This window comes from Variovorax sp. V35, from assembly GCF_041154465.1.
Classification (GTDB): Bacteria; Pseudomonadota; Gammaproteobacteria; order Burkholderiales; family Burkholderiaceae_C; genus Variovorax; species Variovorax boronicumulans.
The window spans coordinates 5,840,839-5,860,747 of record NZ_AP028666.1 but is presented as its reverse complement, the minus strand read 5'-3'; the positions used below and the strand labels follow the sequence as shown (position 1 = coordinate 5,860,747).

Sequence of the window (19,909 nt, the reverse complement as noted above, 5' to 3'; positions counted from 1 at the left end):
GCACGATCGCGCGGCACTCTACGTATTCATGGTGGATGCCGAACAACTGAAGGGCCTGCGTGCAGAGCAACTGTACGAGGTGACCCTCCGGCTCATCGATGGCTTCGCCGAGCAACAGCGCCAGCTCGAGGCCAAGGACCAATCGATCGAGACGCTCACGCGCGAGATCGCCTTCAAGTCCACCAAGGTCGACCAACTCACCCACGAGCTCGCACAGTACAAGCGTCTGCGCTTTGGCAAGAGCAGCGAGAAGCTCGATGCGGCGCAGGCCAGTCTTCTGGAGGAGACGCTTGACGCTGACCTGGCGGCCATCGAAGAAGAGCTGAAGCAGCTTCGCTCCCCACCAGCCAAGCCGGAGGACAAGCAGCAGCCGCGCCGCATGCCGCTGCCCGCCCACCTGCCGCGCGTCGATGTCCGCCACGAGCCCGCGTCGACCACCTGTGCGTGCGGCTGCGAGCTCAAACGCATCGGCGAAGACGTGGCCGAGAAGCTCGACTACGTTCCCGGCGTGTTCACCGTTGAGCGGCATGTCCGCGGTAAGTGGGCCTGCGCGAAGTGCCAGACGCTGATGCAGGCGCCGGTGCCGGCCCAGGTGATCGACAAGGGCATCCCCACGGCCGGCCTCCTGGCGCAGGTGATGGTGGCCAAGTACGCCGACCACCTTCCGCTTTACCGGCAGGAAGCCATCTTCGGGCGCGCCGGCCTCGCCATCCCGCGTTCGACGCTCGGCGCGTGGGTCGGCGCCTGTGGCGTACGTCTGCAACCGCTGGTCGATGCGCTCAAGCAAGCCATCCTTACCCACCGCGTGCTGCACGCCGACGAGACCCCCGTGGCCATGCTCAAGCCAGGGACAGGCAAGACGCACCGTGCCTACCTGTGGGCCTACACGCCAGGCGCCTTCGAAGGCATGAAGGCGGTGGTCTACGACTTCGCCGACAGTCGGGCTGGCCAGCATGCGCGGGACTTCCTGGGCGAATGGCGCGGTGCACTCGTGTGTGATGACTACTCGGGCTACAAGACCCTGCTGGCCGAGGGCGTCGTCGAAGCTGGCTGCCTGGCCCATGCCCGGCGCAAGTTCGTCGAGCTGCACACGGCCAACAAGAGCCAGATCGCAGAGGCTGGCATCCAGTACTTCGCCCGGCTCTACGAGATCGAGCGCGAGGTGAGGGACCTCCATGCTGATGAACGGCGACGGATCCGCCAAGCGCGGGGACGACCGATCGCGCAGGCGCTGCATGCCTGGATGATCGCCCAGCGGCAGAAGGTTCCGGAAGGCTCAGGAACAGCCAAAGCGCTGAACTACAGCCTGAAGCGCTGGGCTGCGCTGACGCGCTACCTGGACGACGGGAGCTTGCCTGCGGACAACAACTGGGCAGAGAACCAGATCCGGCCCATCGCCGTGGGCAGAGGCAACTGGCTGTTCGCCGGGAGCCTGCGCGCCGGCCAACGCGCCGCAGCAGTCATGAGCTTGATCCAGTCGGCCAAGCTCAGCGGACACGACCCCTATGCCTATCTCAAGGACGTCCTGACTCGACTGCCGATGCAGCGCGATAGTCAGATCGCCGAGCTCCTGCCACATCACTGGCGACCTGCGGCAACAGCGCGTTGATTCACTGCATTCGCCGACGGTGATCTGCGGCTGCGCGTCCGGTCCTTATGTGGGGTAGCGCACAGAACGTGAGACCAGGAAGTGCCACCATCGCTGCATGGCAACGATCCCCGTTACGACGAGCAAGCCGATTCAGCAGGCCTGGGCGGCTTGGGAGACTGCTGTTGAAGCCGTCCTGCAAGACATCAATCGAATTGCAAAGGGCGGGCAGTCAAACCCTGCAGTGACGTGCGAATTGATGGCCGCAGTTGAAGTCGCTCGCCTGCGATGTGAGGAGGTGGACCCTTGTGACGTACCCCTCATCGGCACCAAGCCCGGCCCCCGAGAGACTCACACAAGATGAGTTTGCCGGTTGCGTACCCACCAACGCATTGGTCGCATCGTCCACACCCAATGCAGGCAAGCTCGCCAACGCCTGCGAGGCCGCCGCCCGCACCACACGGTCCGCGCCGAATGCAGCCCCCGGCGCCGCCGTCGCCGCCATGAGCGCGTTGTCCAGCCGCCCCCAACTCACGACCGCCGCACCCGCCGCATTCATGCGCAGCACGGGCGTGCTCAACAACGCCTGCGTGGCGACGAACGGTGCGCCCACCCGTGCAGTGCCGCTCTGCCATGCGCCCGCCGAGAAGTGCTTGAACCACACGGCGCTTTCCCACAGGTTGCTGCCGCCGGGCAGGTCGGCCTGGCCCCAGGCGAGCAGGGCGTTGCCGGCGGCGTCGATCGCCAGGTCGTGGGCACCGATCGAGTGGCCGGTGCCGGTGTCGGGCACGAGTTCGGTGGCCGTGGTCCAGGTGCCGCTTGCGTTGGCGCGGTTGGTCCAGAGCGAGGCGCTGCTGCCGTCGGAGCGCTTCCACACCGCGACCGATTCGCCGGAGGCGGCGACCACGACCGCCGGGTCGCCGTCGACGCTGCCCACGACCTCGTTGGTCTCGATGAGCGCGGCGGTGCCCCAGCCGCCGGCCGGGGTGTAGCGGTTGGCGTAGATGCTGAAGCGCGTGGCCGGGCCGATCTGCGACCACACGGCGACGGCGTTGCCGTTGGCGTCGATGCCCACGCTGGCGTTGCCGACGATGCCGGTGCCGGTTTCCAGCAGCGCGGGGCTGCCCCAACCGCCCGCCGGGTCGACGGGCAGCGCCCACAGGTCGTAGCCGGTCACGGAGCTCAGCTGGGTCCACAGCACGACGGCGCGGCCGCTGGGCTTGTCGATGGCGATGCGGATGTCGCGCACGCCGCCGGCGTTGGCCTCGAGGCGCTGCGGTGCGGTCCAGCCGCTGCCGGGCAGGTAGCGGCTGCCCCATAGGCGGTCCACCTGCGAGTTGCCTTCGACCTGGCGCCACACGACCAGCGCGCGCCCCTGCGCATCGATCGCGGTCTTCGGCAGGCTGGCGCCGCCGGCCGACAGCGCCGCTGCATCGCCCCAGCCGATCACGGGCGGTGCGGCCACGAAAGTGGCCGTCACGCCGAGTGCCGCGTCCATCCGCACGGTGCAGGTGCCGGCGCTGCCGCTGCAGGCGCCGCCCCAGTTGCCGAGCACCTGTCCTGCGGCCGGCGTGGCTGCGAGGATGACCTCGGTGCCCGCGCTGAAATCCGCACTGCAGCGATCGGGGCAGTCGATGCCTGCGGGCTGCGATCCGACGCGGCCGTTGCCGGTGATGCCGACCTCCAGGCGATGGGTCACTGCCACCGGTGGGGGCGCGGGCGGAAAGATGCCCAGGGGTGGCAACGCGCCGCCGCCTGATCCGCCACCACCGCCGCCGCAGGCCGCCAGCAGGGCCAGCGCCCCTGCGCACACCATCCACCGTCCGTAGCTGCTCGTCTTCGTCATGTCCGTGTTCCTCCTCGTCTGCTGGCGCCGGGGCCCGGCGCCTTTTGTGCTTGCTTGTCCGTTCAAGAGGGGCGGATCGTAGGGACGGCTGCGCGTGCGGCCCATAGCACCTTCGGGCACCTGCCCGAAGGTGCTATGGGCCGCTGCAAGGTGTCCCGATAGGCTCCCTGCATGACCTCTTCACGCACGCTCTTCTGCCTGCCCTGGCTTCTCACGGCTGCCGTTCTGGCGGGTGGCTGCGCTTCGCACGCCGTGACCGACGACGCCATCGTCACGAACACCTCGCGGGCGCTGGGCCTGCCGCCGCAGGCGTTCACGATCTCGAACCGGGCCGACAGCGGTGTGCAGACGACCTTCCAGGCCCGCACCGACGGCGGACGGGTCTACAGCTGCTACGTGGAGGGTTCGGTGTCGGTCGTGGGCCGGGTGGTCAGCGATGCCATCTGCCAGGAGATGCGCCAGAGCGACGCCCCCGCGTCCGCGCGCCGCTCCGCCACGCGGCCGGCGACCAGCCCCGCGCCAGCCTGCAATGCGCTGCTGCGCGCGGCGGGCCGTTGCAACTGAGGCTTCGCGAAAGCCGGCGTGGCACCGACGCGCCGGCGTGGACAACAATGGCGCCCTACGAGGAGAGGGCGCGGGCCGGGCCCGCACCCGAGGATCACGGCACCATGAAACTCCTGCTTGTCGACGATCACCCGCTGTTCGGTGTCGGCTTTGCCCATGCGCTGACGCACGCCCGCCCCGACTTCGAAGTGCAGACCGCGCTCTCGCTGGCCGAAGGCGTGGCGCGCGCCTCGCAATGCGCGCCCGACATCGTGCTGATCGACTACCGCCTGGGCGGTGAAGACGGCCTCGAGGGCCTGCGTCTCTTCGGCGCCCGGCATCCCCTCGTGTCGCGCCTGATGATCTCGGGCGACGAAGAACCTGCACTCGCCGCCCGCGCACGCGCCGCGGGTGCGGCCGGCTTCATCGGCAAGTCGCGCTCGGTGGCGCACATCGCAGCGGCGCTGGACGAGGTGGCCGCGGGTGGCGAGTCTTTCGACGTGCTGGTCTCGCGCACCGGCCTGCCGGTGGCGAGCCTCACGCCGCGCCAGCTCGAAGTGCTGCTGCTGGTGGCGCAAGGCCGCCAGAACAAGCAGATCGCCGCCGAGCTGGCGATCGCGGAGCGCACGGTCAAGCTCCACATCACGGCGCTGCTCGACACGATGGACGCGCGCAACCGCACCCACCTGCTGGTCCAGGCGCGGCGCGCGGGGCTGCTGCTGGAGTCGCGATGAAGCCTTCGGTGCCTGCCGCTCTCGCATCCCCGCTGAAAGCGCCGCGCGACCCCGGTGTGCGCGGCCTCATTGCCGCGTGCCTGCGCTTCTCGGACCTCCAGCTGCAGCAGGTCGAGCAGATGATCCGCACCACGCCGTGGGCGTGGATGCTGGCCGCGCTTGGCGGGTACCTGTGCTACCGCGAATACGCGACGGGCGCGGACGGCGCGCGCATGCAGGCGTGGTTCGCCGTCTACTGCTTCCTCGTGGCCGTGCGGGGCGGCATCTGGGTGGCATGGGCGCTGCGGCCGGGCCTTCGGTCGAACCTCGCGGCGATGGCGCTGCCCCTCATGGCCAGCAGCCAGAGCCTGGCCTTGTCGTGGGGCGTTCTGTGCGTCCTGCTGCAGAACGACGGGCCGGCGCAGGCCGAGGCCATCCTTCACATCACGATGGTCACCGTCTCGCTCGGCGGCGCCATCCGGCTCTCGACGATGGAGCGGTCGGCCATCGTCTATGTGGGCCTCATCCTCGGTCCGCTGGTGCTGCGCGACATCTGGTTCGGCGGCAGCTACCACTTGGCCATGGCAATGATCGTGACGCTGATCGGCGTCTACACGCTGCTGAGTTCCCGGGAGCTCTCGCGCGCGCTGCACGAGATCCAGGCGCAGCGTCGACGCAATGCCGAACTGGTGACCGCGCTGAGCGCCGAAAACGAGCGCAGCCGTTCGGCCCGCCAGACCGCCGAGGAAGCCGTGGCGGCACGCATGCGTTTCTTCGCCTCGGCCAACCACGACCTGCGCCAGCCGCTCAACGCGATGGCGCTGCTGGCGCAGACCCTGCACACGGTCAGCACGCAGCCGCAGGTGCAGGCGCTCTCCGAGCAGCTGGTGGCCTGCGCCGACGGCATGACCGACGTGGTGGACGACCTGCTCGACATCACGCGCGCCGATGCCGGATCGATCAGCCCGCAATGGTCGCTCTTCGCCATCGACGAGCTGCTGCGCGACTGCTGCCGGCCGCACCAGGCCGTGGCCGCGGCCAAGGGGCTGACGTTCGAGCTGGCCATCGACCCCGCCACCGTCCGCAGCGACCGCGCCTTGCTCACGCGCGTCGTCACCAACCTGCTGGCGAACGCCATCCGCTACACGCACAAGGGTACGGTGCGGATCGGCGGCTCGGTCGACAACGGCCGGCTGCGGCTGGCCATCGAAGACACGGGCATCGGCATCGCGCCCGAGCACCTGCCGCACGTCTTCGACGAGTTCTATCAAATCGATAACCCCGCGCGCGACCGCCGCCTGGGCTATGGCCTGGGCCTCGCGACCGTGAAGCGCCTGAGCGAACTGCTCGACCTGCGCGTGACCGTGCGCTCGCAGCCGGGGCAGGGCAGCGTGTTCGACGTGCAGGTGCCGTTGGCCGATGCGGCCGAGAGCGGCCGGGCGGACGACGCCGAACGGCTCGCCGCGTCATCGACCGCCGCATTGGCCGCGCGCGTGCTCGTGCTCGACGACGACCAGAGTTCGTTGCAGGCGCTGCAAGGGCTGCTGGCCTCCTGGGGCGCGGAGGTCCGCGCCGCGAGCGACATGGCGAGCGCACTGGTGTGCCTGCAGGCGGGCTTCCGGCCCGATGCGCTGGTGGTGGACCTGCGGCTCGGCCTGCAGGCGAGTGGCCTGCAGGCCATCGCGGACCTGCGCCTTGCGTTGAACGAAGCCGACCTGCCTGCGTTGATCGTGACCGGCGACGTCGGCGGCGATTCGCTGGCGGCGGCACGCGAGGCCCGCCTGCCGGTGCTCGTCAAGCCGGTGCGGCCCTCGCAGCTTCGCGCCTTCCTGGGCCATGCGCAGGCCTGGCGGCGGACGGGCGTCTCGAGCGAGTAGCTGAAAGCCCCGGGCGACTCGCTTCGCGCCGGGTCTCATCCTCCCCATCCATTGCTCCGCCTGGTCAGGGCGCCGCGTGTGTGATGGCGCGGGAAAACACCGAGAGCGCGTTCGTTGACTGGCCCACCCGCAATCCCTAAAGTTCATCCATCTGATCAATTGAGCAGTTGAAGATCAAATGTTCACAAAATACACGACATGGACCCCGAACTGAGTCTTTCCATCCGCGCCGCATGGCTGGCCTACGTGGGCGGCCACACGCAGGAGCAGATCGCCGAGCGCCTCGGCGTGTCGCGCGTCAAGGTGCAGCGGCTGATCGCTTCGGCCATGCAGAGCGGGTTGATCAAGTTCTTCGTGGAAGGTGTGCCTGCCGAGTGCATGGCGCTCGAAGACAAGCTGGTGGAAGCCTTCGGCCTGAAGCGCTGCGTGGTCGTCCCGACCACCCAGGCCGACCTGGACGATGCGACCGATGCGATCCCCGCGCTGGCAGTGGCTGCCGCACGCCAGCTGACCCGTGTCCTCGACGCCGGCGAGGTGCGCACCATCGGTGTGGGCCACGGTCGCACGCTGGCCGCGATGGTCGAGCGGATGCCCGCGGCGAATCGCAAGGACACGCGCTTCATCTCGCTCCTGGGCAGCCTCACGCGACGCTCCGCCGCCAACCCGTTCGACCTGATTGCCAAGCTGGCCGAGCGCACGGGCGGCGAGTGCTACTTCATGCCGGTGCCGTTCCTGGCCGACAGCCGGGCCGACGCTCAGGTGCTGCGCGCCCAGCGTGGCGTGCAGCACGTGCTCGAGCTCGTGCGCGAGTGCCAGCTCTGCGTCGTCGGTGTCGGCGACCTGGGGCCGGACACCCATCTGCTGCGCACCCAGTCGGTCACGGCCAAGGAGCTGGCGGCGCTGCGCAAGGCGGGGGCGGTCGGCGAACTCGCCGGCTGTTTCGTGGCGTCGAACGGCGAACCGGTGAAGTGCGAGATGAACGAACGCGCGGTCGGTGCGTCGCTGGACGACCTGCGCGGGCGCGACGTGCTCGCGGTGGCCGGTGGCACGTACAAGGCCGAGGCGATCTGCGCGGTGCTCAACACCGGCCTGATCACCGAGCTGATCGTCGACGAGGCGACCGCGCAGCTGTGCCTGCGCCATCAGGCCAGTCAGCGCCGCTGACCGGGCCGCCATCTTCCGGCCGTCGGAGTCGGTGCCCCTAGAGCGCCAACGTCGACCGGAGCAGACAGGTTCAAGAAGATCAACAGGGAGGAGGTTCGCATGGGCGCCCAGCTCGAGATTTCCGCGCGCAGACCGTTCCGTCTGCGGACGTCGGCCTGCGTGTGGACGGCGGTGCTCCTGCTGCTGTGCGTGGCGATGGTGCTGGACACCAAGGCGGTCCGCATCGGCTCCCCCGAAGACGCACGGGTCGACGCGTTCTCGGCCGAGGCCTACGGCAAGAAGGCATTCGCACCCATTCGGGCCCTGATCGAGAAGGCGGCCGTCGACGCCCCGGTGCTGGCGCAGGCCCTCGCGGCGGACAAGGCGGCAGCCGGCGAGACCTACGGCAAGCCCGGAAGCGTCGGGCCGATCTTCCCGGTCCGGTTCACCGGGACGGTCGGCGAGGGTCGTGCGGGCATCTTCACGGTGGTGGTCGACGGCCTGCCGCAGGGACTGCAGCTTCGCGTGCAAACCGGGCCTGCCCTCAACGGCACCGAGGTGCGGGACGCGACGGGCACCGTGGCCTTCGGCCAGTTCACCAACCAGATCGACTACCAGGACGCGGGCTCGGCACTGAACAACGAGGTCAAGGCGCAGGTGCTCGGCACGCTCGAGCGCGACACGCTCACCGGCAGGAAGGTCGACGTCGTCGGTGTGTTCCAGCTCATCAATCCGTCGAGCTGGCTCGTCACGCCCGTGCGGCTGGGCGTGCAATGAGCGCCGCTGGCATCGCCCGGGATCCCGACAGCGCGATCGTGCTGTCGGCGCAAAACATCGCCAAGTCGTACGGCAGCGTGCAGGCGCTCAAGGGCGTGAACTTCGACATCCACCGCGGACAGGTCACGACGCTGTTCGGTGAAAACGGCGCCGGCAAGTCCACGCTGATGAAGATCCTCTCGGGCGTGGTCACGCCCACGTCGGGCGACATCGTGCTCGACGGCGTGCCGGTGGTCCTGGCGTCGGCTGCCGACGCACGCGAACGCGGCATCTCGATCATTCACCAGGAGCTGAGCCTGGCACCGAACCTCTCGGTGCGCGACAACGTCTTCATGGGCCGCGAGCTGCGCAGCGCCACCGGCGTCGACTTTGCCGAAGAGGCGCGGCGCACGCGGGCGCTGATGGCGGAGCTCGAGGAAGCGATCGATCCGTTGACCTTGGTCGAAGACCTGCGCTTGGGCCAGCAGCAGATCGTCGAGATCGCGCGTGCGCTGTCGGTCAACAGCCGCATCCTGATCATGGACGAGCCCACGTCGGCGCTCTCGGCGACGGAGGTGGAGGCGCTGTTCAAGGTGATCCGCGACCTCACGGAGCGAGGGGTGTCGATCGTCTACATCTCGCACCACCTGGAGGAGGCGCTGCAGATCACCGACCACGCGGTGGTGCTGCGCGACGGTGCCATGACCGCCAGGGCGCCGCGTGCCGAGATCGATCTCGAATGGATCGTGCGCCACATGGTCGGCGAGAACTTCGATCTCGGCAGCCCGCCCGGTGGCTACGACTTCGGCGAAGTCGCGCTGGCCATCGAGGACGCCGTCCTCACCGAAAGCTCCGGCGCCGACGTCGTCGACCATGTGTCGCTCGACGTGCGGTCGGGCGAAATCGTCTGCATCTACGGGTTGATGGGCGCGGGGCGCACCGAGCTGCTGGAGGCCGTGGCCGGCCGGTGCGCACTCGACGGCGGGCGCGTGCTGCTCGAAGGGCAGGACGTGTCGAAGCTGAGCATCGCGCAGCGCATCGCCAAGGGCCTGGCGCTGGTGCCCGAAGACCGCCAGCGCGACGGCCTCGTGCAGACGATGAGCGTCGGCCAGAACCTCTCGCTGGCCAGCATCGGCGCCTTCGTTCGCGGGTGCTTCACATCGCCGGCCCGGGAACGTGCATGCGTCGACGAGTCGATCCGGCGCGTCACCGTCAAGACCAGCGGCGGCCAGGCGGCCATCGGATCGCTGTCGGGCGGCAACCAGCAGAAGGTGGTCATCGGAAAGATGCTCGCCACGCACCCGAAGGTCCTGCTGCTCGACGAGCCCAGTCGGGGCATCGACGTCGGCGCCAAGGCCGAGGTGTTCCGCCTGCTCGCCGAGCGCGCGCGGCAGGGCCTCGCGGTCGTGTTCTCGACCTCGGAGGTGAGCGAATGCCTGGGTGTCGCGCACCGGATCGTGGTCATGCGACGGGGGCGGATCTCGGCCCAGTTCGGCGCCGACGCCACCAAAGAAATGATCATGGCCGCCTCGGGCGAAGCCATGGTTGCCTGAATGAAGCCCTTCGAGCGGACATCACCATGAGCGAAGCCCCATCTCCAGCCCTGCCTTCCCGCTCTGCCAACGGCGGAGGCGGCGGCATCGACATCGTTCGCCTGCTGCTCGAAGGGCGCGCCTTCTTCGCGCTGATCGCGATCGTGGCCGTGTTCTCGTTGCTGTCGCCCGTGTACTTCTCGACCGGCAACTTCCTGATCATGTCGTCGCACGTCGCCATCTTCGGGCTGCTGGCCATCGGCATGCTGATCGTGATCCTCACCGGTGGCATCGACCTGTCGGTCGGATCGACCCTCGGCCTGTGCGGGGTCGTCGCCGGCTACCTGATGCAGGGCGTCACGATCGACGCGCTCGGCCTGGTGCTCTACCCGCCGGTCTGGGTCGTGGTGGTGCTGACCTGCGCGCTGGGCGCCCTCGTCGGGGCCGTCAACGGCGTGCTGATCGCTTTCTTCAAGGTGCCGGCTTTCGTGGCCACGCTGGGCGTGCTGTACGTCGCGCGCGGCGTGGCGCTGCTGATCACCAACGGGCTGACCTTCAATAGCCTCGGCGGCCGGCCCGAGTTGGGCAACACGGGCTTCAACTGGCTCGGCTTCGATCAGGTCCTGGGCATGCCGGTCGGCGTGCTGGTCCTGGCCATGGTCGCGGTGGTGGCGGCCGTGCTGCTCAACCGCACGGCCTTCGGGCGCTGGGTGTATGCGAGCGGCGGAAACGCGCGGGCGGCCGAACTGTCGGGCGTGCCCGTGCGATTCACGACCGTCACCGTCTACGTGCTGTCCGGTGTCTGTGCCGCCATTGCGGGGCTGGTCCTGTCGTCGCAACTGACCTCGGCCGGCCCGACGGCGGGCAGCACCTACGAGCTCACCGCGATCGCCGCCGTCGTGGTGGGCGGCGCGGCGCTCACCGGGGGGCGCGGCAACGTGCGCGGCACGCTGCTCGGCGCCTTCGTCATCGGCTTCCTGTCCGACGGGCTCGTGATCATCGGCGTGTCTTCCTACTGGCAGACCGTCTTCACGGGCGCCGTGATCGTGCTCGCGGTGCTGCTGAACGCCATCCGGTACGGCCGTCGGCCCGCGCGTGTTGCGACCCCGGCCGTCTCCGCCCAGCCACGGCCCACGGCCTGAAAGATTCCCGTTCGCCGCAGCCGCGGCATCTGTCCAGAAGAAACCACCAAGGAGACGAAGTCATGTTGAACACCACCCGCCGTACGCTGCTTGCTGCACTCTCGCTCACGCCCCTGATGGCCAGCCCGGCATGGGCCCAAGGCAAGGGCAAGGGGCTGATCACGATCATCGTGAACGACCCCGCCAACCCCTACTGGTTCACCGAAGGCGAGGTGGCCAAGGCCACGGCGCAGAAACTGGGCTACACCGCGGTCGTCGCCGCGCACACCGGCGACACCAACACCGAGAGCCGTCTGATCGACACGGCCATCACCAACAAGTCGGTCGCCATCATCCTCGACCCGGCGAACGCGAGCGGCTCGGTGGGCGCGGTGCAGAAGGCGGTGGCTGCGAAGATCCCCGTGATCCTCGTCAACGCCGAGATCAACAAGGAGGGCCTGGCGCAGGCGCAACTCGTGTCGAACAACGCCCAGGGCGCCGCGCTCGGGGCCCAGCACTGGGCCGAGCTGATGGGCAACAAGGGCAAGTACGTCGAGCTCGTCGGCGCCCCTTCCGACAACAACGCCGCGACCCGGTCGAACGGCTTCAAGACCGTGCTGAGCCAGTACCCGGACCTGGCCAAGGCCGGCTCGGAAGTCGCCAACTGGAACCGGACGCAAGGGCACAACAAGATGCAGTCGCTGATGCAGGCGCACCCCGACATCAAGGGCGTCATCAGCGGCAACGACGAGATGGCCCTCGGCGCGATCGCCGCGCTCAAGAAGGCGGGCAAGTTCAACGGGGTCGTCGTCGGCGGGTTCGACGGTTCGCCGGACTCGGTGGCCTCGGTCAAGGCCGGCGAGCTGGCCTACACGGTGCTCCAGCCCGTCGCGGTGTTCGCCGCCGCTGCCGTGCAGCAGGCCGACTCGTTCATCCGAACCGGCAAGACCGGTGCCAAGACCGAGAAGCAGCTGTTCGACTGCCTGCTGATCACCAAGGGCAATGCCGCCAAGTACTCCTCGCCGTTCGTCCTGGACAAGTAAGCCCACGCAACGTCACGACACCCCGGCACCGCAAGGTCCCGGCGGCGCTCGCCACGCGACGCCGCCGGTTGCGCAGCCGGTTCGAAGCAATTCGAAGAAATGGAAAGCACATGAAGATCGCCATTGCCGCGGACACCGCGGGCGCGCCCCTTGCCGAGGTTCTGGCCAGGCACTTCGCCGGCCGGGAGGGCCTCGAGGTGACCCACATCGGCCTGCCCGAGGAGGACGCCGACTTCTTCTATGCCGACCTCTCCGACCGGGTCTGCCAGGGCATCCTCAGCGGCCTCTACGACCGCGCGATCCTGGTGTGCGGAACCGGCATCGGTGTCTGCCTCTCGGCCAACAAGGTGCCCGGCATCCGCGCGGCGCAGACGCACGACACCTACTCGGCGCAGCGCGCCGCGCTCTCCAACAACGCGCAGGTCATCACCATGGGGGCGCGGGTGATCGGGGCCGAACTGGCCAAGGCGGTGGCGCAGGCCTACCTGTCCTCCCACTTCGATCCCCACGGCACGTCGGCGCGCAACGTCCGCGCCATCGATGCGCTGGACGAGAAGTACCACGCGAAACACCGATGAACGCAACCCGTTCCCTCGGCGGCCGGCACTGACGCGCATGGCACGCGACCTCATCATCGGCGTGGACGCCGGAACCTCGGTCATCAAGGCCGTGGCCTTCGACCTGCAGGGCCGGCAGGTGGCGGTGGCCAGCACGCCGAACCGCGTGCTGCTCGGCCCCGACGGCGCGGCCGAGCAGGACCTCGACGGAACCTGGACCGACACCGCAGCCACGCTGCGCGCGCTGGCCGCGCGCGTCCCCGGCCTGGCGGCGCGCGTGGTGGCCCTGGCGGCCACCGGCCAGGGCGACGGGACCTGGCTCGTCGATGCCGACGGCCGCCCGGTCGGGCCCGCGATGCTGTGGCTCGACGCGCGCGCCGGCCGTCACGTGCAGGCGCTTCGCGAGACACCGGCCTCGCGGCTCGTCGCCGCGCGCACCGGCAACGCGCTCAACCCGTCGATGCAAAGCGGCCAGCTGCTGTGGCTGCAGGCGCACCAGCCCGAGCGCCTGGCACGGGCCGCATCGGCCATGCATTGCAAGGACTGGCTCTTCTTCCAGGCCACGGGCGTGCGTGCGACCAGCCCCTGCGAAGGCGTCTACACCTTCGGCAACTTCCGAAGCCTGGCCTACGACGACGAGACCCTGGCACTGCTCGGCCTGGGCGCCATCAAGCACCTCCTGCCGCCGATCGTCGACGGCACCCGCAGCCATGCGACGCTGACCCGCACTGCCGCCACCGAGACCGGACTGCCCGAAGGCCTGCCGGTGGTGCTGCCGCTCATGGACGTGCCGCTGTGCGTGCTCGGTGCCGGAGGCATGGCCTTCGATGCGCAAGGCGGGCTGCGGCACGTCGGCTGCTCGGTGCTTGGCAGCACCGGGATGCACGGCTGGGTCACCGACAACGCGGAGGCCATCGAGCCGAGCGCCGAAGCCGGCTACACCATCGCGATGCCCGCGCCGGGTCTGCGGGTCCGCCTGGTCTCGCACATGGCGGCGACGCTGAACATCGACTGGTTGCTCCGGCTGCTCGGCAGCGCGGCCGAACTGGCCGGCGGCGCGGCGTTGCCGCACGCGCAGATGCTGGAGCGGCTCGATGCGCTGGTGCTTTCCACGGCACCTGCACAGGCGGTCTACCACCCCTACATCGCCCAAAGCGGCGAGCGCGGCCCCTTTGTCGATGCGAGCGCCCGTGCGCAGCTCAGCGGCTTCAGTGCGACGCTGGGCGTGGCGGGCCTGTCGCGTGCGGTCTTCGAAGGCATCGCGATGGCCACGCGCGACTGCTACACCGCGCTTGGCACGCTGCCCGAGGAGATCCGCCTGTCCGGCGGCGCCGCACGCAGCCTGGCGCTGCGGCAGATGATCGCGTCGGTCACCGGGCGCCCGGTGCGCGTGTCGAACCGCGAGGAGTGCGGCGCCGCAGGCGCGGCCATCACCGCCGCGCTGTCGATCGACAGCCACGCCAGCCTTCACCAGATGCTGCCCCAGTGGGTCGATGCCTACCTCGACGAGGCGGTCACCTTGCCGGACCCGGGCCAGACCGCGCTCTACGACCAGATCTATGGGCAGTACCGCGAGACCGCACAGCGGGCGAGGGCGCCCTGGCAGGCCCTGGCCGACATCCGGCGTGCCCACCTCGATGCCGCCGCGCAGGAGATTCGATGAACGACTTCGTCCCGCCCGCCGTCCTGGCGCGGGCCTTCGAGCCCGCCGACGCGACCTGGCTCCATCCCGCGCAGCGGCGGCGCGACCTGGCCGAAGCCTCGCGCAGCGTGGCCGACGTGCTCGTGATCGGCGCGGGCGTGACCGGCGCGGGCGCCGCGCTCGACGCTGTCGCGCGCGGACTTTCGGTGGTGCTGGTCGAGGCGGGCGACATTGCCACCGGCACCTCGTCGCGTTCGGGCAAGACCTTTCATGGCGGCCTGCGCTATCTCGAGCAGCTCAACTTCAAGCTGGTGGCGCACGCGATCGAGGAGCGCGACCTGATGGTCAAGGTCCTGTGCCCGCACATTGCCCGCCCGGAGTCTTTTCTCTATCCGCTCACCCGCGCCTGGTGGGAGCGGCCCTATGTCGCGGCCGGCGTGCTGCTCTACGACCTTTTCGGCCTGAAGGGCGGTGCCGTCCCGCGCCAGCGCCACTTCGGCCGGGCGGCGCTCAAGCGGCACATCCCCTCGATCGATGCGCAGCGCGTGGTCGGCGGTGTCCAGTTCCATGACGCGCTGATGGACGATGCGCGCCACACCCTCGCGGTGGTGCGCACGGCGGCCGGTCGCGGCGCCCGGGTCATCACGCGGGCGCCCATGGTCGAGTTCATCAAGGACGGCGAGCGCGTCGCGGGCGTTGTGGTGCAAGACACCCTGACCGGCGAACGGCATCGCCTGGCCGCCCGCGCGGTGATCAGCGCCGCCGGCATCTGGGCCGACGACATCCAGCAGCGCGCGGGCGCCAACAGCTTCCGGGTGCAACCCGCGAAGGGCGTGCACATCCTGCTGCGGCCGGAGGCACTGCAATCCGACACCGGCATCCTCGCCCGCGCCACCGACTCCGTCATCATCGCGCGCCGCTGGTACGGCTACTGGCTCGTCGGCACCACCGACACGCCGTGGCATGGCGACAAGTCGCAGCCGGTCGCCGAAGCGGCCGATGTCGACTACCTGCTCGACAACCTCAACGCCTACCTCGAACGCAAGGTCGGCCGCGCCGACGTGCTCGGCACCTTCGCCGGCCTGCGTCCGCTGCTGAAGTCGGTCGGCGCCACCGATTCGACATCGGCACTGCTGCGCGACCACGCGGTGATCGACGGGCCGCCCGGCCTCACCACGGTCGTCGGCGGCAAGTACACGACCTACCGCCGCATGGCGGCCGACGCGGTCGATGCCGCGGTGCGGCCCCTGGGGGTGAACACGGCATCGCCCACGGCCTCGCTGCCGCTGGTCGGGGCCGGCGACTGGGCCGCGGTGCGCGACAGCGCCGGCGACCTGGCGCGGCACTTCGGCATGGGCATCGGCGATGCGGGCCGCCTGCTGCAGCGGCACGGCGACCGGGTGCGCGACCTGCGGGCGCTCGCGCGGGCCAGGCCCGCACTGCGCGCGACGCTGCCTGGCGCACCGCACTACCTGGTCGCCGAACTCGTGCATGCCGTCGTCGCCGAGGGCGCGCACACGCTGACCGACGTGATGACGCGCCGCACCCACCTGTCGATCGAACTCGCCGATGGCGGGCTGACCCTGGCCCCGTTCGTAGCCGGGTGCATCGCGCCGTACCTGGGCTGGTCGAGCGACGACACCCGCCGGCAGCTTGCGGCCTACCGCGAACTCATCGCGGCGGAGCGTGCAGCGCTGGGCCCCGGCGCCGCCGTGCCGCCGGCCGTGTCGCCTGCCGCTGCCCCTGCCACGCTCGCCGCGGCCCTGTAGAGCCATCCCTTCGCGCACACCCGCGGGCCGCGTCCGGCTCCGCCCTTACCCAGGAGACCTGCCTTATGTCCATGAACCGTGTCGTCAACCACCCCGATCGCGTCGTCGAGGACATGCTCGGGGGCTGGTTGCTGGCCCACGGCGACAGCGTCGAGGCACTGCCCGCCAACCCGCGTGTCGTCAAGCGCGCGCGGGCGCCCGAGCGCGGCAAGGTCGGTGTGGTGACCGGCGGCGGGTCGGGGCATGAGCCGGCGTTCCTCGGCTACGTGGGAGACGGCATGGTCGATGCCGTGGCTGTCGGAGAGATTTTTTCCTCGCCCACGGCCAAGAGCTTCCTGGACGCGATCCGCACCGCCGACGGCGGCGCGGGCGTGGCCTGCCTCTACGGCAACTACGCCGGCGACAACATGAACGTCGGCATGGCCCGCCAGATGGCCGAGCGCGAGGGCATCGTGGTCAGGACCGTGGTCGCCAACGACGACGTGCCCTCGGCCGCGAAGGGCGACGAGGCGCGGCGCCGCGGTGTCGCGGGAGAGATCTTCATGTGGAAGGTCGGCGCCGCCAAGGCTGCGCTCGGCGCCTCCCTCGACGAGGTGATCGCCGCGGCGCAGAAGGCCATCGCGAACACGCGCAGCATCGGCGTGGGCCTGTCCGCCTGCGTGATCCCCGCGGTCGGCAAGGCCAACTTCCACATCGAGCCGGGCACGATGGAGGTCGGCATCGGCCACCACGGCGAACCCGGCATCGACGTGCGGGCGACGGCGAGCGCCGCCGAGATGGCGCAGCTCATGCTCGATGTCGTGCTGCCCGACCTGCCGTTCGGCGCCGGCGACCGGGTCGCGGTGCTGATCTCGGGGCTCGGCGCCACGCCGGTGATGGAGCAGTACATCCTCTACGGAGAGATCGCGCAGCGCCTGCGGGACCGGGGCATCACGGTGGCGTTCAACCAGGTCGGCAACCTCTTCACCTCGCTCGAGATGATGGGCGTGACGCTGACCCTCATGAAACTCGACGACGAACTCGAGACCTGCCTGAAGCACCCCTGCCGCAGCGTCGGGCTGAGCGTGCCCGGCGACGCCGCGCAGGGCCGCACCTACAGCGGGAGCGCCCGCATGAACCCTGCCGTGGCCACGGCGGCCGTGTCTTCGGGCGCCGGCGCGCACGCACGCACGGTGAGCGGGGCCACGCTGGCCCTCGCGGAGGCGGGCCCCGTGGTGCGCGACCTCATCGACGCCATCGTCGCGAACCGGCAGCACCTGAGCGAGATCGACGGCCTGATCGGCGACGGCGACCACGGCATCAACATGGCCAAGGGCTTCACCGGCTGCGGCACGCGCCTGGACGCGCTCGGCCCGCGCGCCGCGTCGCTGCCCGCTGCGTTTGAGCAGCTGTCGCAGGCATTGATGGACGACATCGGCGGCTCGATGGGGCCGCTCTATGGCCGCTTCTTCCTCGGCTTTGTCGACACCCTGGCGCCGCATGAACAACTCGATGCGGCGCTGTTCGGCGGGGCGCTGGCCGTGGCCGTCGCCAACGTGCAGGCGATGGGCAATGCCCAGGTCGGCGACAAGACACTGATCGACGCGCTCGTGCCGGCGCGCGATGCCTACGCCGCTGCACACGCCAACGGCGCAGGTTTCGCTGCCTGCCTGCAGGCCATGGGTGCTGCTGCACAGCAGGGGCGCGACGCCACCAAGGCCCTGCAGGCCCGCATCGGCCGTTCGGCGCGGCTGGGTCCGCGCTCGATCGGCGTGCTCGACGCCGGCGCCACCTCGTGCTGCCTGATCCTGCAGACGCTGGCGGCTTCGCTGCAGCGCCGGCTGGCCCCCTGAATTCGACTGTCACACGCAAGGAAAGCCTTTTCATGACCACCATCCAAGCCGTCGTCTTCGACATGGACGGCATCCTCATCGACTCCGAAGTGCTCTGGCGCCAGGCCCGGGAGGAGTTCGCCGCAGACCACGGCATGACCTGGAGCGCCGAGGACCAGGAAGCCACCATGGGCTGCAACACCCGCATGTGGTCGCGCCTCATGGTCGAGCGGCTCGACCTGCGCGCCAGGCTCGGCATGGACGAGGCCGCGATCGCCCGCGAGATCAAGGCGCGCCTGCTGGCGAAGTACGAGGTGCACCTGCCCGAGCGCGAAGGCGCCATCGCCGCGGTGCGCCTGGCGGCGACCCGCTACAAGGTCGCGCTGGCCTCGGGCTCGCCGAACGAGCTGGCGGCGCACGTGATGAAGGTGACGGGCCTCGACAAGGTCTTCCTGGCCACCACGTATGGCGACGATGTCGCGAACGGCAAACCCGCGCCCGACATCTACCTCGACGTGCTGCAGAAGATCGGCGTGAAGCCCGAGCATGCCGTCGGCGTCGAGGACTCCGGCAACGGCATCCGTTCGCTGCATGCGGCCGGCATGGGCATCATCGCGGCGCCCGGGCCGGAGTTTCCGCTCGGCCCCGAGGTGCTTGCCCTGGCCGACGTGCGCATCGCCGAGCTGACGGCGTTCGACCTCGACCTCGTCGAGCGCGCCGGCGCGGCGCACCGGGCGCGCATGCGCTGACGGGCCGGGCCGCCCGAGGCCCGAACGAAATCAGCGGCCCTCGACCGCATGCCCCGCAATCGCATCGATCACCGGCGCCCACGTCACCTTCGGCAGCGCGTGCCCCATGCCCTCGATGGTCACCATCCGCGCGCCGGGCACGTGGCGCGCCACGTCCTTCCCGCATTCGATCGGCACCAGCGGATCGACATCGCCGTGGATCACCAGCGTCGGCGCCTTCAGCGACGCCAGCCGCTCCCTGCGGCTGCCTGACGCGATGATGGCCGCGAGCTGGCGCGCATAGCCGGCCGGGTGCAGGCCGCGTTCGAAACTGCGTTCCGCGCGCGCGGCGTCGAGCGCCTCTTCGTCCGGATGCGAACCTGCGCGCAGCACCTTCATCACCTGCTGCTGGCGCGCGATGTAGCCGTCGCGGTCCAGCGGCGTGGGCGTGAGCAGCACCTGCAGAGCCTGCGGTTGAGGCGGCGGCAGGTCGGGGGCGCCGCTGGTGGCCATGATCGACACCAGCGTGCGCACGCGCGCCGGATGGCGCAGCGCGATCTCCTGGCCGATGGCGCCGCCCATCGAGGCGCCGACGATGTGGGCGTGATCGATGCCCAGCGCGTCGAGCAGGCCGACCGCATCGTCGGCCATGTGGGCCAGCGTGTACGGCACCTGGCTCGCGCTCACCGGCACGCCGGCCAGCGCCTGCCCGAGCAGCTTGGCCACGTCGGGAATACCCGCGGCGCTCAGGCGCGTGGACTGTCCGATGTCGCGGTTGTCGAAGCGGATGACGCGGTAGCCGCGACCGGCCAGGCGCTCGCAGAAGGCTTCGTCCCACGCAATCATCTGCGTGCCCAGGCCCATGATGAGCAGCAGCGGTGATGCTGCCGGATCGCCGAAGCAGTCGTAGGCCAGCTCGATGCCGTTGGACGAAGCGAACGAAGGGGAAGAGGGGTCGCGTTGCATGGGGCGTGGCGGTGAAAAGGAAGGGGAGAGAAAGGAAGAGAAGCGAAAGGCAACCGTCGCGCGTTGCGCTTTGTGCCCTGCGGCCGGGACGGTGTTTCGTGGACGATCTTTCCGTGGGGCACCAGCGTGAGAAAGGTTCGTTCAGACCAACCGGGAGTGACTTCGGGACAATTTGGCGCTATCGGGAAACTCCGAGTCTGCGCGTGCAGAACGCTTCGATATCCTGCGACGACCTTGGAGTGCGAGGCCAGTGGCGGCCTCGCCATCGAAGGCA

At 69.9% G+C, this 19,909-nt stretch carries 16 protein-coding genes; 14 read left to right on the top strand and 2 right to left on the bottom strand.

Annotated features, from left to right (window positions below; all coding sequences use genetic code 11):
• The first annotated feature begins 28 nt into the window (after positions 1-28).
• Complete coding sequence (locus ACAM42_RS26925; protein ID WP_369629536.1) at positions 29-1,609, top strand: IS66 family transposase; 1,581 nt, start codon at positions 29-31, stop codon at positions 1,607-1,609.
• 211 nt (positions 1,610-1,820) lie between these two features.
• Here the strand turns inward: ACAM42_RS26925 and ACAM42_RS26920 are convergent, their stop codons facing one another.
• Positions 1,821-3,434, bottom strand: a complete 1,614-nt coding sequence (locus tag ACAM42_RS26920; protein WP_369629964.1) for a hypothetical protein — start codon at positions 3,432-3,434, stop codon at positions 1,821-1,823.
• A 171-nt stretch (positions 3,435-3,605) separates the two neighbouring features.
• Here ACAM42_RS26920 and ACAM42_RS26915 point away from each other — a divergent pair, with 171 nt between their 5' ends.
• From ACAM42_RS26915 to ACAM42_RS26855, 13 genes are all read left to right on the top strand, one after another.
• Positions 3,606-3,998, top strand: coding sequence for a hypothetical protein (locus ACAM42_RS26915; protein ID WP_369629963.1), 393 nt, complete (start codon positions 3,606-3,608; stop codon positions 3,996-3,998).
• 104 nt (positions 3,999-4,102) lie between these two features.
• A complete protein-coding gene (locus ACAM42_RS26910) occupies positions 4,103-4,711 on the top strand; it encodes a response regulator transcription factor (RefSeq protein WP_369629962.1) in 609 nt (202 codons plus the stop codon).
• Positions 4,708-6,567 (top strand): ATP-binding protein, encoded by a 1,860-nt coding sequence (locus ACAM42_RS26905; protein WP_369629961.1) that lies wholly within the window; start codon positions 4,708-4,710, stop codon positions 6,565-6,567. The genes ACAM42_RS26910 and ACAM42_RS26905 overlap by 4 nt, the downstream gene beginning before the upstream one ends.
• Before the next feature lie 198 nt (positions 6,568-6,765).
• Complete coding sequence (locus ACAM42_RS26900; RefSeq protein ID WP_159273027.1) at positions 6,766-7,731, top strand: sugar-binding transcriptional regulator; 966 nt, start codon at positions 6,766-6,768, stop codon at positions 7,729-7,731.
• A gap of 99 nt (positions 7,732-7,830) precedes the next feature.
• Positions 7,831-8,487, top strand: coding sequence for a DUF2291 family protein (locus ACAM42_RS26895; RefSeq protein WP_369629960.1), 657 nt, complete (start codon positions 7,831-7,833; stop codon positions 8,485-8,487).
• Positions 8,484-10,019, top strand: coding sequence for a sugar ABC transporter ATP-binding protein (locus ACAM42_RS26890; protein ID WP_369629959.1), 1,536 nt, complete (start codon positions 8,484-8,486; stop codon positions 10,017-10,019). The genes ACAM42_RS26895 and ACAM42_RS26890 overlap by 4 nt, the downstream gene beginning before the upstream one ends.
• Before the next feature lie 26 nt (positions 10,020-10,045).
• On the top strand, positions 10,046-11,140 hold the full coding sequence (locus ACAM42_RS26885; RefSeq protein ID WP_369629958.1) for an ABC transporter permease: 1,095 nt from the start codon (positions 10,046-10,048) through the stop codon (positions 11,138-11,140).
• A gap of 62 nt (positions 11,141-11,202) precedes the next feature.
• Complete coding sequence (locus ACAM42_RS26880; protein ID WP_070062044.1) at positions 11,203-12,162, top strand: D-ribose ABC transporter substrate-binding protein; 960 nt, start codon at positions 11,203-11,205, stop codon at positions 12,160-12,162.
• Positions 12,163-12,272: 110 nt separating this feature from the next.
• The gene (locus tag ACAM42_RS26875; protein WP_369629957.1) at positions 12,273-12,740 is read left to right on the top strand and encodes an RpiB/LacA/LacB family sugar-phosphate isomerase; all 468 of its coding nucleotides are present in this window, start codon (positions 12,273-12,275) and stop codon (positions 12,738-12,740) included.
• Positions 12,741-12,777: 37 nt separating this feature from the next.
• Complete coding sequence (locus ACAM42_RS26870; protein ID WP_369629956.1) at positions 12,778-14,382, top strand: FGGY family carbohydrate kinase; 1,605 nt, start codon at positions 12,778-12,780, stop codon at positions 14,380-14,382.
• Positions 14,379-16,130, top strand: a complete 1,752-nt coding sequence (locus tag ACAM42_RS26865; protein ID WP_369629955.1) for a glycerol-3-phosphate dehydrogenase/oxidase — start codon at positions 14,379-14,381, stop codon at positions 16,128-16,130. The genes ACAM42_RS26870 and ACAM42_RS26865 overlap by 4 nt, the downstream gene beginning before the upstream one ends.
• Positions 16,131-16,201: 71 nt before the next feature.
• Positions 16,202-17,962, top strand: coding sequence for a dihydroxyacetone kinase subunit DhaL (gene dhaL / locus ACAM42_RS26860; protein ID WP_369632806.1), 1,761 nt, complete (start codon positions 16,202-16,204; stop codon positions 17,960-17,962).
• A 32-nt stretch (positions 17,963-17,994) separates the two neighbouring features.
• Positions 17,995-18,690, top strand: coding sequence for an HAD family hydrolase (locus tag ACAM42_RS26855; protein WP_369629954.1), 696 nt, complete (start codon positions 17,995-17,997; stop codon positions 18,688-18,690).
• A 30-nt stretch (positions 18,691-18,720) separates the two neighbouring features.
• Here ACAM42_RS26855 and ACAM42_RS26850 read toward each other — a convergent pair whose 3' ends face one another.
• Positions 18,721-19,635 carry an alpha/beta fold hydrolase gene (locus ACAM42_RS26850; RefSeq protein WP_369629953.1) on the bottom strand — a complete coding sequence of 305 codons (915 nt, stop codon included), beginning with the start codon at positions 19,633-19,635 and terminating at the stop codon, positions 18,721-18,723.
• Positions 19,636-19,909: the final 274 nt, after the last annotated feature.

Bases quoted from the DNA above. Each gene is read 5' to 3' on its own strand.
- dhaL (WP_369632806.1), top strand. From the start codon at position 16,202: ATGAACCGTGTCGTCAACCACCCCGATCGCGTCGTCGAGGACATGCTC.
- ACAM42_RS26915 (WP_369629963.1), top strand. From the start codon at position 3,606: ATGACCTCTTCACGCACGCTCTTCTGCCTGCCCTGGCTTCTCACGGCT.
- ACAM42_RS26855 (WP_369629954.1), top strand. From the start codon at position 17,995: ATGACCACCATCCAAGCCGTCGTCTTCGACATGGACGGCATCCTCATC.
- ACAM42_RS26865 (WP_369629955.1), top strand. From the start codon at position 14,379: ATGAACGACTTCGTCCCGCCCGCCGTCCTGGCGCGGGCCTTCGAGCCC.
- ACAM42_RS26910 (WP_369629962.1), top strand. From the start codon at position 4,103: ATGAAACTCCTGCTTGTCGACGATCACCCGCTGTTCGGTGTCGGCTTT.
- ACAM42_RS26880 (WP_070062044.1), top strand. From the start codon at position 11,203: ATGTTGAACACCACCCGCCGTACGCTGCTTGCTGCACTCTCGCTCACG.
- ACAM42_RS26900 (WP_159273027.1), top strand. From the start codon at position 6,766: ATGGACCCCGAACTGAGTCTTTCCATCCGCGCCGCATGGCTGGCCTAC.
- ACAM42_RS26875 (WP_369629957.1), top strand. From the start codon at position 12,273: ATGAAGATCGCCATTGCCGCGGACACCGCGGGCGCGCCCCTTGCCGAG.
- ACAM42_RS26905 (WP_369629961.1), top strand. From the start codon at position 4,708: ATGAAGCCTTCGGTGCCTGCCGCTCTCGCATCCCCGCTGAAAGCGCCG.
- ACAM42_RS26895 (WP_369629960.1), top strand. From the start codon at position 7,831: ATGGGCGCCCAGCTCGAGATTTCCGCGCGCAGACCGTTCCGTCTGCGG.
- ACAM42_RS26920 (WP_369629964.1), bottom strand. From the start codon at position 3,434: ATGACGAAGACGAGCAGCTACGGACGGTGGATGGTGTGCGCAGGGGCG.
- ACAM42_RS26850 (WP_369629953.1), bottom strand. From the start codon at position 19,635: ATGCAACGCGACCCCTCTTCCCCTTCGTTCGCTTCGTCCAACGGCATC.
- ACAM42_RS26890 (WP_369629959.1), top strand. From the start codon at position 8,484: ATGAGCGCCGCTGGCATCGCCCGGGATCCCGACAGCGCGATCGTGCTG.
- ACAM42_RS26925 (WP_369629536.1), top strand. From the start codon at position 29: ATGGTGGATGCCGAACAACTGAAGGGCCTGCGTGCAGAGCAACTGTAC.
- ACAM42_RS26885 (WP_369629958.1), top strand. From the start codon at position 10,046: ATGAGCGAAGCCCCATCTCCAGCCCTGCCTTCCCGCTCTGCCAACGGC.
- ACAM42_RS26870 (WP_369629956.1), top strand. From the start codon at position 12,778: ATGGCACGCGACCTCATCATCGGCGTGGACGCCGGAACCTCGGTCATC.